At 69.1% G+C, this 16,989-nt stretch carries 14 protein-coding genes; 6 read left to right on the top strand and 8 right to left on the bottom strand.

The features are described 5' to 3' along the window. Positions 1 to 39 precede the first annotated feature (39 nt). Positions 40 to 861, bottom strand: a complete 822-nt coding sequence (locus GSE44_RS15505; protein WP_235924856.1) for an IclR family transcriptional regulator domain-containing protein — start codon at positions 859 to 861, stop codon at positions 40 to 42. A gap of 79 nt (positions 862 to 940) precedes the next feature. On the opposite strand from GSE44_RS15505, the gene GSE44_RS15500 reads away from it, so the two are divergent. The 6 genes from GSE44_RS15500 (at position 941) to GSE44_RS15475 (ending at position 6,594) form a co-directional block, all read left to right on the top strand. Then, a complete protein-coding gene (locus GSE44_RS15500) occupies positions 941 to 1,924 on the top strand; it encodes a Bug family tripartite tricarboxylate transporter substrate binding protein (protein ID WP_159349739.1) in 984 nt (327 codons plus the stop codon). A gap of 14 nt (positions 1,925 to 1,938) precedes the next feature. After that, positions 1,939 to 3,219 (top strand): aromatic ring-hydroxylating dioxygenase subunit alpha, encoded by a 1,281-nt coding sequence (locus GSE44_RS15495; RefSeq protein ID WP_159349738.1) that lies wholly within the window; start codon positions 1,939 to 1,941, stop codon positions 3,217 to 3,219. Between the two features lie 8 nt (positions 3,220 to 3,227). Continuing rightward, positions 3,228 to 3,692, top strand: coding sequence for an aromatic-ring-hydroxylating dioxygenase subunit beta (locus GSE44_RS15490; protein WP_159349737.1), 465 nt, complete (start codon positions 3,228 to 3,230; stop codon positions 3,690 to 3,692). Positions 3,693 to 3,699: 7 nt separating this feature from the next. Then, a complete protein-coding gene (locus tag GSE44_RS15485; RefSeq protein WP_159349736.1) occupies positions 3,700 to 4,701 on the top strand; it encodes a 2Fe-2S iron-sulfur cluster-binding protein in 1,002 nt (333 codons plus the stop codon). A 17-nt stretch (positions 4,702 to 4,718) separates the two neighbouring features. Continuing rightward, on the top strand, positions 4,719 to 5,729 hold the full coding sequence (locus GSE44_RS15480; protein WP_159349735.1) for a PdxA family dehydrogenase: 1,011 nt from the start codon (positions 4,719 to 4,721) through the stop codon (positions 5,727 to 5,729). Between the two features lie 553 nt (positions 5,730 to 6,282). Then, positions 6,283 to 6,594 (top strand): HU family DNA-binding protein, encoded by a 312-nt coding sequence (locus tag GSE44_RS15475; protein WP_159349734.1) that lies wholly within the window; start codon positions 6,283 to 6,285, stop codon positions 6,592 to 6,594. 189 nt (positions 6,595 to 6,783) lie between these two features. On the opposite strand, the gene GSE44_RS15470 is transcribed toward GSE44_RS15475, so the two are convergent. The 7 genes from GSE44_RS15470 to GSE44_RS15440 form a co-directional block, all read right to left on the bottom strand. Further along, positions 6,784 to 7,671, bottom strand: coding sequence for an ABC transporter permease (locus GSE44_RS15470; protein WP_159349733.1), 888 nt, complete (start codon positions 7,669 to 7,671; stop codon positions 6,784 to 6,786). Beyond that, positions 7,671 to 8,621, bottom strand: coding sequence for an ABC transporter permease (locus tag GSE44_RS15465; protein ID WP_235924855.1), 951 nt, complete (start codon positions 8,619 to 8,621; stop codon positions 7,671 to 7,673). The genes GSE44_RS15470 and GSE44_RS15465 overlap by 1 nt, the downstream gene beginning before the upstream one ends. A 39-nt stretch (positions 8,622 to 8,660) precedes the next feature. Beyond that, a complete protein-coding gene (locus GSE44_RS15460; RefSeq protein WP_159349732.1) occupies positions 8,661 to 9,938 on the bottom strand; it encodes an ABC transporter substrate-binding protein in 1,278 nt (425 codons plus the stop codon). Continuing rightward, complete coding sequence (locus GSE44_RS15455) at positions 9,935 to 10,996, bottom strand: ABC transporter ATP-binding protein (RefSeq protein WP_159349731.1); 1,062 nt, start codon at positions 10,994 to 10,996, stop codon at positions 9,935 to 9,937. Before GSE44_RS15455 ends, GSE44_RS15460 begins: the two co-directional genes overlap by 4 nt. 209 nt (positions 10,997 to 11,205) lie before the next feature. Further along, on the bottom strand, positions 11,206 to 13,095 hold the full coding sequence (locus GSE44_RS15450; RefSeq protein WP_159349730.1) for a pectate lyase family protein: 1,890 nt from the start codon (positions 13,093 to 13,095) through the stop codon (positions 11,206 to 11,208). Between the two features lie 1,103 nt (positions 13,096 to 14,198). Continuing rightward, the gene (locus tag GSE44_RS15445) at positions 14,199 to 14,408 is read right to left on the bottom strand and encodes a hypothetical protein (protein WP_159349729.1); all 210 of its coding nucleotides are present in this window, start codon (positions 14,406 to 14,408) and stop codon (positions 14,199 to 14,201) included. A gap of 99 nt (positions 14,409 to 14,507) precedes the next feature. After that, positions 14,508 to 16,955, bottom strand: a complete 2,448-nt coding sequence (locus tag GSE44_RS15440; protein WP_159349728.1) for a helicase-related protein — start codon at positions 16,953 to 16,955, stop codon at positions 14,508 to 14,510. Positions 16,956 to 16,989 lie beyond the last annotated feature (34 nt).

The raw sequence follows: 16,989 nt of genomic DNA, 5'->3' as shown, positions 1-16,989 counted from the left end.
CTACACCGGAGGCCAGGAAGCCGCGCCCATGCCTGCGGCCTAGAGCCGCGCGGAGAGGCGGCGCGCGCCCTCGCTCAGCAGCGGCAGCAGGTCGCGCACCGCCTCCGCGGCGCTGCGGCGGCTCGGCTGGGTGCTGATGCTCATGGCAGCGACCACCGCGCCCGACACGTCCCGCACCGGGACGGCAAGCGACAGCAGCCCCAGTTCCAACTCCTCGTCGCAGAGCGCATGCCCCGCCTCCCGCGCGCCCAGCACCCCGGCGCGCGCCGCCTCCGGCGTCACCGCCGTACGCGGCGTCAGCGGCCGGAACTCCACCCCCTCCAGCCGCGCGGCGACGGCCTCGTCCGGCAGCCCCGCCAGCAGGACGCGCCCGGTGGCGGAACACCAGGCCGGCAGGCGTGAGCCGACACCGGGCCCGACGGACACCATCCGGTGCGGCGCGGAGCGCGCGACGAAGACCGTCTCCGCCCCATCCAGGATGGCCAGCGACACGGCCTCCCCAGCCGCGGCCTGCACCGATTCCAGCACCGGCTGGGCAAGGCGCGGCAGCGGCGTGGCCGAGAGGAAGGCATAGCCCAGGCGCAGCATGCGCGGCTGCGGCGTGAAGTGCCGCCCATCATGCGCGACATAGCCGAGGTCCAGCAGCGTCAGTAGGCAGCGCCGCGCCGCTGGCCGCGACAGGCCCGTCCGCTTCGCGGCCTCCACCAGGGTGAGTCGCGCCGTGCCCTCCCCAAAGCATTCCAGAATGGCGAGGCCCTTGGCCAAGCCTGCCATCGCCTCCCGCCGCTCACCCTCCACCATCGCCGCTCCACCTTGGCTGTGCCGCACCCATGCATTGACGGGCGACGTGCTGCGGACCAAAATTGTCCGAAATACAGCATAACGTTCGATATGCGAACATCAACCCGGCCGATCTGGCCGGGCCGGGAGGAGTGATCGAGTGAAACCCTTCGCGCGCCGCAAGCTATTCATGCTGCCCCTCGCGGCATCGCTGCCGGCCGCGGCGGCCCATGCGCAGCCGGCCACCGGCTCCCCGGCCCGCACCGTGCGGATGATCGTCCCCTTCCCCGCTGGCGGCTCGAACGACATCTCGGCCCGCGTGGCGGCCGACCACCTGCGCACGCTTTGGGGCCAGGCGGTGGTAGTGGAAAACGTGTCGGGCGCCGGCGGAAACCTCGGCGCCGGCAACTTCGCCAGGGCGGAGCCGGACGGCTACACGCTGCTCGTCACGCCGCCCGGCCCGCTCTCGATCAACCAGTTCCTGTTCCGCAACCTGGGCTACGATCCCGAGACCTTCGTTCCAGTCACGGTGCTCTGCAAGACACCCAATGTCGCCATCGTCTCGACCGCCAGCGGCATCAAGTCCCTGGCCGAGCTGATCGCGCGGGCGAAGGAAAAGCCGGAGACGATGACCTATGCCTCCCAGGGCGTCGGCACCACCTCCCACCTCACCGGCGCGCTGTTCCAGGACCTGACCGGCACGAAGCTGGTGCATGTTCCCTATCGCGGCGAGGCGCCGGCGATAACCGACATCGTCGGCGGGCGCGTGGACATGATCTTCTCCAACGTCACCGGCGCGCTCGCGCAGCACCAGGCCGGCCGCGTGCGCATGCTGGCGGTGGCCGACACCACCCGCGCGCCCGAGGTGCCGGAGGTGCCCACCGCCGCCGAGGCCGGGCTGCCGGAATTCCTCTCCCTTGCCTGGTTCGCCGCCGTCGCGCCCGCCGGCACGCCGCCGGCCGTGGTGTCGCGCATCTCCGAATCCCTGGCCGAGGTGCTGCGCAAGCCCGAGGTCCAGCGACGCTACCGCGAGCTGGGCGCCTCCGCCGTAGGCGGCACGCCGGAGGAGACCGCCGCCTTCGTGGTGGCCGAGCGCACCCGCTGGGGCGCCGTGGTGCGGCGCGCCAACGTCACCGTCGAATGAACGGAGAGGCCGCAATGCCCGACCACAACCTTCCCGCCCCCGTCCTCGCCACCCCGCCCGAGGCCCCCTGGCCGCCGGACCAGCTGACGCGCGTGCCCTACTGGGTCTTCCAGCGCCCCGATGTCGCGGCGCTGGAGCAGACCCGCGTCTTCCGCGGCGACACCTGGAACTACCTGTGCCTTGAGGCCGAGATCGCAGAGCCCGGCGACTACCGCGCCACCACACTCGGCGGTGTCCCCATCCTCGCGGTGCGCGACCATGATGGCGAAATCTACGCTTTCGAGAACCGCTGCGTGCATCGCGGCGCGCTGATCGCGCTGGAGGATTTCGGCAAGACGCGCGAATTCACCTGCGTCTACCACGCCTGGAGCTATGACCTGCAAGGCAACCTGAAGGGCGTGGCCTTCAAGGATGGCATCAACGGCCAGGGCGGCATGCCGGACTGCTTCCGCATGTCCGACCATAGCCCGCGCAAGCTCCGCACCGCCGTCGTCCATGGCCTGGTCTTCGCCTCCGCCTCCGACACCGTGCCGCCGATCGAGGAATTCCTCGGCGAGGAGATCCTGGACCGCATCGAGCGCGTGCTGGGAGGCCGCCAGCTGGAGGTGATCGGCCGCTTCACCCAGGAGCTGCCGAACAACTGGAAGCTCTATGTGGAGAACGTGCGGGACAGCTACCACGCCTCCCTGCTGCACCTGTTCTTCACCACCTTCGAGTTGAACAAGCTCAACATGAAGGGCGGGCTGATCGTCAGCGGATCCGGCGGCAACCACGTCTCCTATTCCGCCATCGACCGCGAGGCCGAGGCGAAGGCCAAGGCAGCCAGCAGCGAATACGCCGCGCAGAACATTCGCTCGGAAAGCGAGTACCGCCTGAAGGACCCCAGCGTTCTGGAAGGCCAGGACGAATTCGGGGACGGCGTGACGCTGCAGATCCTCTCCGTCTTCCCCGGCTTCGTGCTGCAGCAGATCCAGAACGCCATCGCCGTACGCCAGGTGGTGCCGCGCGGCGTGGACCGCACGGACCTGCACTGGACCTATCTCGGCTTCAAGGACGACACGCCCGAGCTGCGTCTCATGCGCCTGAAGCAGGGCAACCTGGTCGGCCCGGCGGGCTATGTCTCCATGGAGGATGGCTGCGTCGGCGGCTTCGTGCAGCGCGGCGTCGTCGGCGCCTCGGACCGGCACGCGGTGCTGGAGATGGGCGGCTCGGATGCGAAGAGCACCCGCACCCGCGCGACGGAAGCCTCCGTGCGCGGATTCTGGAAAGCCTATCGCGGCCATATGGGACTCTGAGCAGCGGCATGCAGATCACTGACATCATGGCGGTGCAGGCCCGCTACGCCCGCTGCATCGACACCGACCGGCTGGAGGAATGGCCGGACTTCTTCCTGCCGGATTGCCAGTACCGCATCACCACGGCGGAGAACCACCGGCTGGGCTATGCCGCCGGGCTGATCTGGGCGGATAGCCGCGGGATGCTGCAGGACCGCGTGGCCGCGCTGCGCGAGGCGAATATCTACGAGCGCCATTCCTACCGCCACCTGCTCGGCCTTCCGCTGGTGGATGGCACGGGGCCCGAGGGCACGCGCAGCGAGACGCCCTTCATCGTCGCCCGTATCATGCGGGACGGCGCGACGGACCTCTTCGCCACCGGCCGCTATCTCGACCTGTGGCGCGCGGACGAGGCCGGCACGCCCAAGCTCGCGGAGCGAATCGTCGTCTGCGACAGCTCCCGCATCGACACGCTGCTGGCTCTGCCGCTGTAGCCGCCTGATGCAATGGACCATCCAAGTCGCCCATAGCGACCTGAGCTTTCCCTGCGGCCCCGAGGAAAGCGTGCTGGAAGCGGCCCAGCGCGCCGGGTTCGAAATCCCCTATTCCTGCCGCCGCGGCGTCTGCATCACTTGCCAGGGCAAGGTGCTGGCCGGCTCCATCGAAGAATCCGGCAGCATCCATTCCGCGGCGGATCGTGGGCCCTTCGATTCCCTCTTCTGCTCGGCCCGGCCGCGGTCGAACATCACGATCTCGCCGCGCCGCATCTCCCGCCCGCTCGGCCTCGGCCAGCCGCGCGAGGTGACGGCGCGGGTGTTCCGCAAGCAGCAGGTCGCGCCCACGGTGATCCGCCTGCACCTGCGCTTCCCCATCGGCGTGCGCGTCGCCTTCCGCGCCGGGCAGTACATGGACCTGCTGCTGCCGGATGGCGCGCGCCGCTCCTATTCCATGGCCAATTCCCCTGGCGAGAGCGACGGCGTGCAGATGCACATCCGCCTGCACCCCGGCGGCGCCTTCTCGGACAGGCTGCTGGGCGCGCTCCAGGCTGGAGACAGCCTGCGGCTGAGCATGCCCTATGGCGATGTCCAGCTGGACGGCGAGGACAGCCGCCCGCTGCTGCTTCTGGCCACTGGCACCGGCTTCGCCCCCATCGCCTCCATCATCGAGGAGGCGATCCGGCGGCGCTGGACCCGGCCGATCATGCTCTATCGCGGTGCGCGCCAGGCGGAGGACCTCTATTTGCCCGAACTGCCTGCGCGCTGGGCCCGGCGCCTGCGGAATTTCCGATACGAGCCCATCCTCTCGCGGCCCGATGCCGCCTGGGCAGGCCGCTCCGGCCGGGTGCAGGCAGCCGCAGCAGCGGACCGCCCCGATATGTCAGGCGTGCAGGTCTATGCCTCCGGCAGCCCCGCCATGGTCGCGGCCTCCCGCGAAACCTTCACGAAGCTGCATGGCCTGCCCGAAGGCGATTTCTTCGCGGACGCCTTCCTGCCCTCGGCCTGAGCGAGCACAAGATCCCCATGCCCGACACATCCCGCAGGCGCATCGCGCTCACCATTGGCGATCCGAACGGGATCGGGCCGGAAATCGCGGTGAAGGCCGCCGCCCATTTCGCCACGCTGGAGGAGGGCCCCCTGCCCATCCTGGTGGGTGATCCGGGACCGATCCGCCACTACGCCGCCCGCCATGCGGCAGCGCTGCCCATTCTGGAGTCGCCCCACGCATGGGGCCGCATCCCCGGCCTGAACCTGGCGCCCCTGGACGCCCTCCGGGCCGAGGACTTTCGGCCGGGCCAGGTCACCGCCGCCGCCGGCGCGGCCACCGTGGCGTATGTCCGCCGCGCCCTCGCGCTGGTGCGCGCGGGACAGGCGCAGGCGATCATCGGCGCCCCCCATTCGGAAACCGCGATCGCCGCCGCCGGCATCCCCTTCAGCGGCTATCCCGGCCTCGTTGCCGACCTGACCGGCGTGTCGCGCGACGAGGTGTTCATGATGCTCGTCGGCGGCGGCCTCCGCATCGTCCATGCCACGCTGCACGAACGGCTGCAGACGGCGCTGGAGCGCGTGACGCCGGAGCTGGTCGCCGCCGCCGCGAAGGCCGCGCACCGCGCCCTCGAGGCCCTCGGCGTCGAGGACCCGCGCATCGGCGTCTTCGGCCTCAACCCCCATGCCGGCGAGGGCGGCCTGTTCGGCGAGGAAGATTCCCGCGTCACCGAACCCGCCGTTGCCATGCTGCGGAAGGCCGGGCTGCGCGTGGAGGGCCCCACCGGCGCCGACGTGCTGCTCGCCGCTCGGGCGATGGACGCCTATGTTGCCATCTACCACGACCAGGGGCACATCCCGATCAAGCTGCTCGCCCCGCGCCGCGCCTCCGCCCTCTCCATCGGCGCCGAGGTGCTCTTCTCCAGCGTCGGCCATGGCAGCGCCTTCGACATCGCCGGGCGCGGCATCGCCGATCCCACGGCGGTGATCGAAACCCTGTGGCTGCTCAGCGGCCAGGCAGTGCCCGAGGGTGCCCGCGCCCCGGCCTGAGCGAGGCATGATCCGCTGACGGGGGCCGGGGGCAGCGGCAGGCCGGCATGATCGAGCGCGTCATGTGCGACTTAGCGCTCGGCCTGCGGGACGCCGCCCTGCAGTCGCAGGCCATCCTCCGCCAGGCGCTGGCGCGGATGGCACTGCTGAGCAAGCAGGGCTGGTGTAGCCCAATGCCCTGGCGCTGCGCGTCACGCCAGCCGGTCGGCGCTTCCTGCGGCAGGTCGCCGCCTGCTTCGGTGCCTTCCTCGCCCGCGCCGCCAAGGGGCATTCGGCGGCCTTCTGACCAGGACCGCCTGACGCGGCGCGCCGCCGACGGAACCGGTCACCACGGACCGCGATGGCGTCACGAGCTTCGCACACCACGAAAAAATTTTTCGCCAAGCTGCCGAATTCCCGTGAGCCTGAAACGCTTTGGCCCCTTCTCTTGCGCTCGCGCCTTCACAGGTAAGGGCGGAAGGCCGTAAGAGCGCCCTCGTCAAAGGCCTGTCCGGTCCGCACCCGCCTTGAAGGGAACGGCGCTTCAGGTCTGGCTAGTAGGAAAGATGCGATCATGTCGAAGAAGTTCCTGACCGATGTCATCCAGCAGTCATCCGAGATGACTGGCGTGGCTGCCGGTCGTCTGGCGGCCGATATCGTCGCGGCCATCAAGGCCGAGATCGTCGAGACGGGCCGCTTCTCGCTGCCGGATTTCGGCTCCTTCACGGTTCGCGAGACCCCGAAGCGCACCGCGCTGAACCCCCGCACCGGCGAGAAGGTGTCGGTGAAGGCCGGCGCCACGGTGAAGTTCAAGGCCAGCCCGGCGCTGAAGGCCGCGGCCTTCGCCGGCGCGAAGAAGGCGAAGCGCAAGGCCGCCAAGGGCTGATTGCCCGCCAGCCACCGGTTCTGCCCGGCGGGGGATTCCCGCCGGTGCGCACCAAGGCCGGCATCATCCTGTGAAGCCGCGACGGAAGGCGTGTCCGGGGTATCGCTCCCCGGCCGCCATTGCCCCAGGGCATCCGTAGCGGCGCGCAGGCCAAAGGTTCCGTTCATCAGAACGAAACGCGCCCGTGCCTTATCGCGAGGCGGCGGCCCGTCGCCGGCGCAGGATCGCGACGCAGCCCAGCGCGACGCCGATCACCGCCAGCGACATCCCCGTGGTGACGGTGCCGAGCGCATATATCTCGGGCGTCGTGACCGTCGTCGTCAGCCCCTGCAGCTCCAGCGGCAGGGTGTTGCGCCCGCCGATCGCCTGGCTTGTCCGCGCCACCTCGTCCCAGGACAGGGTGAATCCGAATAGCGCCACCCCCACCAGCGAGGGTGCGATGATCGGCAGCACCACATGCCGCAGCACGCGCCAGGGTGAGGCCCCGAGGTCGCGCGCCGCCTCCTCATAGACCGGGTTGAAGCGGTTGAAGACCGCGAAAAGGATCAGCAGCCCGAAAGGCAGCGTCCAGGTCAGATGCGCCCCCAGCGCGGAGGTGTAGAGACCCGCCGAGGTTTCGTAGCCCTGCAGGAATCCCCAGCCGGTCGCCTCCGCCAGCGCCTTCACCGCATCATCCAGGATGCGGAACTCCAGCCCGATCCCGAGGCTGACCACGATGGAGGGCACGATCAGGCTCGCCACCGCCACGTAGAACAACGCGCCCTGACCGATGAACCGCTTGCGGAAGGCCAGCCCCGCCGGCAGCGCCAGAAGCACCGTCAGCAGCATCACCACCGCGCCCAGCCGCAGCGAGCGCCCGAAGGCGGCCCAGATATCCACCACCCCCACGCCCTGCCAAAGCTTTGAGAACCAGAAGGTGGAGACGCCGTTCATCGGAAAGGTGAGGCCGCCCGAGGGTCCCTGAAAGCTCAGCACCACGATCGCCAGGATCGGTCCATAGAGGAACAGCACGAACAGGGTGAAGAGGGCCGCCAGCCACCAGAAGGCGGCGGGACGCCGGTCGCCATCGCGGTTCATCACAGCTCCCGCCTGATATCGACCAGCCGCGTCAGGGCCCAGATCATCAGCAGCACGATCCCCAGCAGCACCACTGCATTGGCCGCCGCGATGGGGAACTGCAGGTAGTTCATCTGCACCTGGATCACCTTGCCGATCGAGGCGATCTGCTGCCCGCCCATGATGCCGACGGTGACGAAATCCCCCATTACGATCGTCAGCACGAAGATGGAGCCGATCACGATCCCCGGCTTGCAGAGCGGAATCACCACGTTCCACAGCGTCTGCCAGCCCGAGGCCCCGGCATCCCGCGCCGCCTCGATCAAGGAACGGTCGATGCGCGCCATGGAGTTGAAGATCGGCACCATCATGAACAGCGTGTAGAGATGCACGAAGGCCAGCACGACCGAGAACTCGGAATAGAGCAGCCAGTCCAGCGGCGCATCCGTCAGCCCCACCGCCTGCAGCCCCTGGTTCACCAGCCCGTTGCGCCCGAGCAGCGGCACCCAAGCCACCATGCGGATGATGTTGGAGGTCCAGAAGGGCACGGTGCAAAGCAGGAACAGCCCCATCTGCACCGGCACGCTGCGCACATGGAAGGCCAGGAAATAGGCGATGCCGAATCCCAGCACCAAGGTCGCCACCCAGGCCAGAAGCGCGAAGCGCAGGGTGGAGAGATAGGTCGCGAAAGTTACGCAGAGAGCCGGCAGCTTCGCGATGCAGCCGTCGAAGACCTCCTGGTAGTTCTCCAGGGTGAAGGCGGGGGTAAGCGAGTACTCGTCATAATGCCAGAAGGAGACGGCCACCGTCAGGCAGAGCGGCAGGATGAAGAACAGCAGGAACAGCAGCGCGAAGGGCGCCGCCTGCCAATAGGCACCGCCCCGGCTTCGGCGCGGCGCCACCCGCCCCGGCGCCGCCGCGACGCGCGCGTCATCGATCCTCCCCATCTGCAGCGCGCGCGTCCCGTCCATCAACCCGCCCCTGCCAGGCCGTTCCATCAGGCCGCCCAATCAGGCCGCGATGAACTCGTTCCACTTGCGGATGAGGTAGCCGTTCTCGTCCATCACCGCGTTCCAGCAGGCCACCTTGCCCATGCGGTCCTCATAGGACCCGCCGTCGCGCACCGTGCCGGCCTTCTCCAGCAGCAATCCGTCCGGCGCCTTGATGTCCTGCTCGGCCGCCTTGCCTTCCATCCAATAGGCCCATTCATAGGGCGCCATGTTCTCCTTCGCCGTCTCCAGCACGGCCGAGTAGTAGCCCTGCCGGTTCAGGAAGGCCCCGGCCCAGCCGGAGAGGAACCAGTTGATGAACTCATAGGCGGCATCGAGCTTCCGCCCCTCCAGCATGCGCGGCATGCCGAAGCCAGAGGCCCAGGCGCGGTACCCCTCCTTCAGCGGCTGGTAGATGCATTGCACACCCTGGCTCCGCACCTTCGTCACGGCCGGCGACCACATGGACTGGATGACGGTCTCGCCCGAGGCCATCAGGTTCACACTCTCGTTGAAGTCCGACCAGAAGGCGCGGAACTGCCCCGCCTTCTTCGCCTCCGTCAGCATGGCCATGGTGCGGTCGATCTCGGCCCGCGTCATGTTGCCCTTGTCGGGGTATTTGTACTGGCCGGTCGCCTCCATCACCATCGCGGCGTCCATGATGCCGATGGAGGGAATGTTCAGGATCGAGGCCTTGCCCTTGAACTGCGGGTTCAGCAGCTCGGCCCAGCTTTCGATCGGGCGCCCGATCAGATCGGGGCGGATGCCCAGCGTATCAGCATTGTAGGTGGTGGGGATCAGCGTCATCCACTCGGTCGGGCTGTCGGCGAACTCCTTGGAGCTGCGGCCCTTGAGGAACTGCACCTTCTTCGGCGCGGTGCCCTGCTCGCCCAGCGCACGGCCGCCGACGGTGACGCCGCGGGTGAAGACGGGCGTGATCTTGTCGAACAGCTTGATGCGGCGGGCCTCCACGCCTTGCAGGTTACCCGAGGGGACGACGCGCTTGAGCGAGAAGTACTCCATGTCCAGCAGGTCGAAGGTGTTGGACTGCGTCACCGCGCGGCGGATCACGTCATCCGTCACCACCGGGATGTATTCGATGGTGATGCCCAGCTCCTGCTTCACCTTGGCGGCGATCTCGGCGCTCTGGTTCACGGCGGTGCCGAGATAACGCAGCGTCACGGGCTCCTGGGCATGCACCGCGGGGGCCGCCAGCTTCGCGGCCGCGCCCATGGCGGCAAGGCCCGCACCCGCGCGCAACATGTCGCGGCGGCTGGGAAGCCGGGTCGTCTCGGTCATGGGGACAGCTCCTCGAGGGCCGGCGCTACGGCCGGCGGTTGCACGTCGCGCAAGGCATGGGCATCACCCTCGCCCCAGCGAGCGGTCACTGGCTCGCCCACTGCGAAGGGCCGGGCGGCGAAGGCATCGTCCGGCATCACGGCAAAGAGCTCCGTGGCCGAGACGGCGGGATCCAGGGCCTGCAGCCGCAGCTGCACGAAGGAACCCTGGTACTCCACCGTATCCACCCGCGCCGTCAGGGAAGGTCCGGGCGCGGCATCCTCCGCACCGGCCGGCGAAAGCCGCATCCGGTCCACCCGCACCGCCACCAGCCTACACCCCTGGGGTAGGGCGATCACGTTATGCCCGCCGATGAAACGGGCAACGAAGGCCGTGGCCGGGCGGGAGAACACCTCGCGCGGCGGCGCCGCCTGCTCGATGCGCCCACCATTCATCACCACCACGAGGTCGGAAAGCGCCATCGCCTCCTCCTGGCTGTGGGTGACATGGATGAAGGTGATGCCCAGCTCCTTCTGCAGCCGCTTCAGCTCGGCCCGTACCTGGATGCGGAGGAAGGGATCGAGCGCGCTCAGCGGCTCATCGAGCAGCAGCACGGAGGGTTCGGTCACGAGGGCGCGGCCCAGCGCCACGCGCTGCTGCTGCCCTCCGGAAAGCTGCGCCGGCAGGCGGTGCGCGTAGCTCTCCATCCGCACCAGCGCCAGCATCTCCCGCGCACGGCGCTGCCGCGTCGCCTTGTCCACCCCGCGCATGCGCGGACCGAAGGCGACGTTGTCCAGGCAGTCGAGATGCGGGAACAGCGCGTAGGACTGGAACATCATGGCCGTGCCGCGCGCGGCCGGCGGCAGGTGTCCCACCTCGCGCGGCCCGATCCGAATATGCCCGTCGCTAGCCGTCTCATGCCCCGCGATCATCCGCAGGGTGGTGGTCTTGCCGCAGCCCGAAGGCCCCAGCAGGCAGCAATAGGAGCCAGCGGGAACCTGTAGCCCGACGGCGTCCACCGCCAGGGCAGCACCGTAGCGCTTGCTCACCGCTATCAGCTCGACACTGGCCCCGTGCATCCGATCCCGCACTCCCTGGGCTGCCTGTCCCGGGATTCAGGGTCAGCAATTCACGTGCCAGGTAAGGACCGGAGCGGGCCGGTCCACCGCAATATGCGCTGTGCAGGCGCGCCACCTGCCCCGAAACGCAATCGGGCCCGGATCCTGGGGAGGATCCGGGCCCGTCGCTTCAGTGCCCCGGCGTCAGCGGGTGGCGCCGGAGGTAGGCGTCAGAGGATGAAGTCGCTCGCCGCCAGGTTATGAAAGCCGGCCAGCTCGATCTGGAAGTCGGCTTTGCCGTCGCCGTTGACATCACCCTCGATCAGCGTGTCGCCGCTCGACTGGATGGCATGCAGCTCGCCCGCCTGGCCGGTGAACTTCCCGCTGCCGATGAAGCTGAAGGACTGGTCGCCGTTCAGCTTGGTCATGGCATCGATCGCGGAGAGGTCGATCACGTCGCCCTTGGCGAAGTCGGTGACGACGTCGTGGCCGCTGCCCACCTTGCTGTCGAGAAGCTGGCTGAAGACGAAGGTGTCGTTCCCAGCGCCGCCGGTCAGGACATCGCTGTCCAGCCCGCCGACCAGGCGATCATTGCCGGCACCGCCGATGAGCGTGTCCTTGCCGGCCCCGCCCAGGAGGATGTCGTTGCCGGCGCCGCCGTCGAGCAGGTCCTTGCCCTCGCCGCCATCGAGCTGGTCGTTGCCGTCGCCGCCATACAGCTTGTCGTCGCCAATGCCGCCGAGAAGGATGTCGTTCCCGGTGCCGCCGTCGAGCGTGTCCTTGCCCTCGCCACCCTCGAGCCGGTCGTCGCCGGCACCGCCGTTCAGCTTGTCGTTGCCGTTGTCGCCGAACAGGGTGTCGTTACCGTTGCCGCCATCGAGCGTGTCGTCGCCGCTGCCGCCGACGAGCTTGTCATGGCCGTCGCCGCCCGACAGCACGTCCTTGCCGCCGGCGCCGTCGATGGTGTCGTTCCCAGCGGTGCCCGTCAGCTTGTCGGCCGAGCCGGTGCCCTTGAGATCCGTCGCGGCGGTGTTGTCCGGCATCGGCTTCGGCGGGGTGGTGCCCTCCGGAACCGGCTTGGACGGCGTGGTGGTGACCGGCGGGGTAACAACCGGCGGCGTCACAACCGGCGGCGTCACGACCGGCGGCGTTACGACCGGCGGCGTTACGACCGGCGGCGTTACGACCGGCGGGGTAACAACCGGCGTGCTGTGCACCGCGCCGAGCTTGCCAGTGCCGGCATTGGCGAGGACCGAGGCCTTCACGGTCGAGGCGGCGTCGAGATCGTAGTTGTAGGGAACGGTGTAGCTGGAGGTGGACTTGCCGTTGGCCGCGCTGGCCTCACCGCTGCCGACCTTGCCCCAGGTGACGTTGGTGAACTCGTTGCCGCTGAGGTTCCAGAAGCCAATCTCCTTGCTGTCAACGCTGACGATCGGGTTCTTGGCGTTCTCGAAGACGTTGTTCTGGATCAGGCCCTCGGCGCCCATGCGCAGGTTGATCGCGGAGACCTCGATGTCCTTGTAGTAGTTCTCGTACACATGGACCTCGCCGTCGCGGACGCTCGGTGCGCGGGAGCCGATGTTCTCGAACATGTTGTTGTTGTAGGTGACGTAACGGCCGCCAGTGTCGCTGTCCGAGTAGCCGTTCAGCGAGGCCTTGTGGTGGTCGTGGAAGTAGTTGTTGGAAATGGTCACGTATTCCGTGCCACGCTTCATGTCGAGCAGGCCGTCGTAGTAGTCCTTGTCGGCCGCCATGTTGCTGTAGAACTCGTTGTGGTCGACCCAAACGTTGTGGACGCCGCCTTCCATACCGAGCGCGTCACCGTCGCCTGCCTTGACGTGGTGGATCTCGAGGTTCTGGAAGATCAGGTTGGACGAGCCGCCCTTCACCTGGAAGCCAATGCCGTTGAAGTCGCCCTGATCGCCGACGCCGATGATCGAGAGATTGTGGACGTCGTTCAGGGTGATCGTCGCGGCACCGGTGTTCGCGGCGGTGATCTCACCCTTGACGAGGATCGTCAGCGGCGCGTCCGCCGCCTTGGCGACAGCTGCCAGCAATTCCTTGCCGGTTGTAACCGTAACGGTCGCCCCGCCTGCGCCACCCGTGGTGCCGCCGTTCATGGAAGCGAAGCCGTGAGCCTGAGTAGCCATGATCTGTACAATCTCCGTTTGCGCAGGCATGGCCGCGCCGACCCGATGAAATATTCGAACGCCCAGAACTTCTGACTTCAAGAAACGCCAAAGTCCTGAGGAACTCGATTAGCTGCGGACATGGCAGGGAAACCTGCCATTCGTCTCCGAAGCCTCTTCGAATTCTTGAAGTTCAAGCACCCCTTGGCTGAGCGGGTAGGTATCAGCCGAAGGCAGGCGCCGGCAATCCAAATCACACATCTTCGTGATCGCAGCGTTGGATTGTATAACTGAGGCGTCTGCAACCTACGGTTTTAGGAAAATTTATCCATTCTCTCGGAAACGTGATCCGAAGTCGCCAACATCGCTCATTTGTGATCGTGGGGGTGCGTCAGAGCGCTCCTGGGAGCGAGCCCGCCTTGGCCCATCCCGATCAAGTGCAACTCAAAATTGCGCGACTCACTGTCCGCGCGACCGGCTGTCCAACCTGCGCCAGCAGCAACAGCCTCGGAACCGAACCCGCCGCGCCGAAGATAGCCCCGCCTGGACAGGGCGGCTCCAGATAGTCCAGACCGCCCGGCCCGCGGCCACTCCGGCGCCAGGCCGCAGCCGCCAGGCGAGCCCAGCCCACCACCTCCGCCGAGGCGCTCACCCGGCCCTTCGACGCTCGCGGCCTTTCACCCGTTGCAACCAGGCAGCCTTGCCTGCATCGCCGCGCTGGATCCGCGACGGAACGCCCTTGTCACGGAGGATCGAGGAGCGCTGGAGGCGGCGTGCCCCTCACCATCGAACACAACATCTCGGTGGCCAGGCTGCGCGGCGGCTGAGACAGAACCGCCTTGCAAGGCCACCTTCCACCCGCGACGAGCTGCCCGTCGCCCGGCTGCGCGCCGGCAGCGCCGTCATTCCGGGCAAGACCGATGCTCCGGAGTTCACGCTGAAGGGCTATACGGACGACGCTCTGTTCGGCCCCACCAGGATCTGCGGCAGCGCATCCCAAACCAGCACAGCGATCCGGATGCGCGCGGGCCCCGTCCCCATCACCTTCGCGACCAGCACCCGCCTGCGCCGCGCATTCATCACGTCAAAGGCCGCTACCGCGATCTTCGTCGCCTCCCTGTTCCGAACAGCACGAGGAACGGCGGTAGCAGCGCCGAGGCCGGAATCGACCGGAAGATATCCGGCACAAACTCTACCTCCGGGCAAAGCCGCCCCCGCACGCCGATGGCGACGGCGACGGCGACGGCGACGGCGACGGCGACGGCGACGGCGATCACGAAGGACAGCAGCGTCCGCCATGCCATGCGCATCCGGTCATGCGCCGAGGCGGCTGGAACAAAGGCAGCCCAGGTGTCGCGCGCCGCCTCGCCGGCGAGGGCAACAGCGCCGCCCCGATCCGCCAGTCAGGAAGGCCGCGCCCGGCCGCGGCGCCCGGCGGGCTTACCTGGCACGGCGCCGCCCGTCCTTTTCGGACCGAACCCCCGCCCCCGGGTCATCTCGGCGCCACCGGCCACCGAACGCGTCCGGCCGGAGGGCTGCGCCGCCAGCACAGCCTCGATCCATTCATTGAGGTAACGGCTCTCCGCCAGCGCCCCCTCGATGTCGCGATAGGTGTTCGGGAAGCGCAGCGCCATCCAGCGCCAGGCCACCAGCCGCCGGTGGACCCGCTCGGCCAGTTGCAGCGCATCCTGCCCGGCGCGGTCCGGCGCCGGCAGCCGCCCCACGCGCGGCGGCGCCACGGCCAGGCCCAGCGCATGCTCCACCGCCCAATCCGCCAGCCGCGCGATGCCCTCGTCCCGCTCATCCACCGGGCACATGGCATAGGTCCAGCGATCCAGCAGCGACAACTCCCGCACCCCGTCCACCGCCGCGGCGATGGCCATCTGGGTCGAGAGATCGCCCAGCCGGTAATTGGGGTCGTCACGCCGCAGTACGGCGCGCTCGATCCGCCGCAGCGTGCCGAACAGGCTTGTGGTGCCCATTTCGGCCGCCACGGCCGCCACGATCTCCGCATCGGGCGCGACGGGCGGGCGCAGGTCCTCGGGCGTCACCGGCCCGGCCGTTAGGGCATGGGCGATCTCCGCGGGGGAACCGCCGCGCTCCAGCACCGCGACGATACCCTCCGCATGCGCCCCCCCGAAACGCCCGGCCCGGCCACCGATCTGCTTGATCTCCTGCACCGAAAGCGGGCGGTCCTGCTTCCCGTCCCATTTGGTCAGGGAGGAGAACACCACCCGCCGCAGCGGACCGATATTGAGGCCCATGCCGATGGCGTCCGTCGCCACCAGCACCTCCGCCTCGCCTTCCCGGAACCGCCGCGCCTCCGCGCGCCGCACGGTGGGCCCGAGCGCGCCATAGACCACCGCCACGCTCCGCCCACGGCGGATCAACTCCGCCCGCAGCGCAAACACCTCCCGGCGTGAGAAGGCGATCACCGCGTCTCCCCGCCCGACCTCGGAAAGCGGAACCGGATCGGGTGCGGCCACCAACGGGCCCATGCGCTCCAGCCGCACCTCCTCCAGCGGGTCGCCGCAGAGCGCCGCGATGCGCCGGATCATCGGCGCCGCATCCGGCGCCCCGAGCACGATCACCTGCCGCGCCGGCACGCCCATGACCGCCGCAGTCCAGGCCGATCCCCGCTCGGGATCGCTCAGCATCTGCACCTCGTCGATCACCGCAACATCGACCGGGTTCTGGAACGGGCACATCTCCACGGTGGCCGCCGTATGGCGACTGCCGGGCACCCGGATGCGCTCCTCCCCGGTCGAGAGCGAGGTCGGCACGCCGCGCGCCTCCAGCGCCTCCCGGTACTCATGGGCCAGCAGCCGCAGCGGACCGAGCGCGATGCCGCTCTCCGCCTCCGCCAGCCGCGACAGGCCGAAATAGGTCTTTCCCGAATTGGTCGGCCCCAGGCAGGCGATGATCCGCCGGTTCAGCGAGCGCGCGGTGGCGAAATGCGCCGCATAGCGATCCAGCCCCGCGATGCGCGCAACGGCGGCGTTGGTCAGCCGCCGCACCGGCTCCGGCGCCTCGGCGGGCGCCGGCCGGTTTCCGGCCTCCGCCTCGCGCCAGGACTGCACCTCGCCGCGCAATGCCTCCAGCGCTTCCGGGTCGAACTCCGCCTCGCGCAGCGTCCGGCCGCCCTTGCGCGTCTCCACCCTTCGGGCCACCGGCACGATTCCGGCGCGGATCCAGCGCGTCGCCTCCTCCCGCGTGCAGCCCAGCAGGGCGGGTACGGCGTCCAGCCCGACCAGAGAGCTTTCCCAGGTTTTGAGGCGGCGTTCCTCCTCGGCCCGGCTCTCGCGCGCCGCCCGGGCCGCGGCACGCCGCTCGCCCCGCCGCAGCCGCTCGGCCTCGACCGCGCGCCGGGCAAAGGCAGCGGCATCCGGCGCAGCCATGGCGAAGGCCTCGGCGACCAGGCCGGCGCAATGCCCCACCACCTCCAGCGGGGCCTCCCCGGTGCTCCCCCGCGGCAGGTCCTCCAGCGCTGCTGCCAGCGCCCCCTCCGGAGTGCCGTAGCCGCCCAGCCGCGCGACCACGGCCTCCCGCAACGCAGCAAGAAGCTCCGCCTCCCGGGACTCCGGCTCGCTGATGCTGGCGACCGCCACGTCGAAATCATCCGGCCGCGCCGGCAACGCCTCGACGCGCTTCGCCAGCGCCACCAGCCGGTTGCGCCAGGCCGGGCGCCGCACCTCGACCAGGGCCCGCCGCAGCGCCTCCCCCGAGGCTGGCACCTGCCCCCCAACCGCCTTCAGGAGCGGGCGCATCTCATAGGGAAGCAACGAGAGGCCGGCGGCTTCGGCGGCGGCGCGGATGGCATCGCTGGCTTCGGCGGGGGGTTGCTGCTCCATCGGGTCTCCTGGGGGGAATGCCTGTCCCCTGAAC

This window comes from Muricoccus harenae, assembly GCF_009848505.1.
Lineage (GTDB): Bacteria > Pseudomonadota > Alphaproteobacteria > Acetobacterales > Acetobacteraceae > Roseomonas > Roseomonas harenae.
Note: the sequence above shows the minus strand (reverse complement) of the source record. Positions and strands in the feature narration are given on the sequence as shown.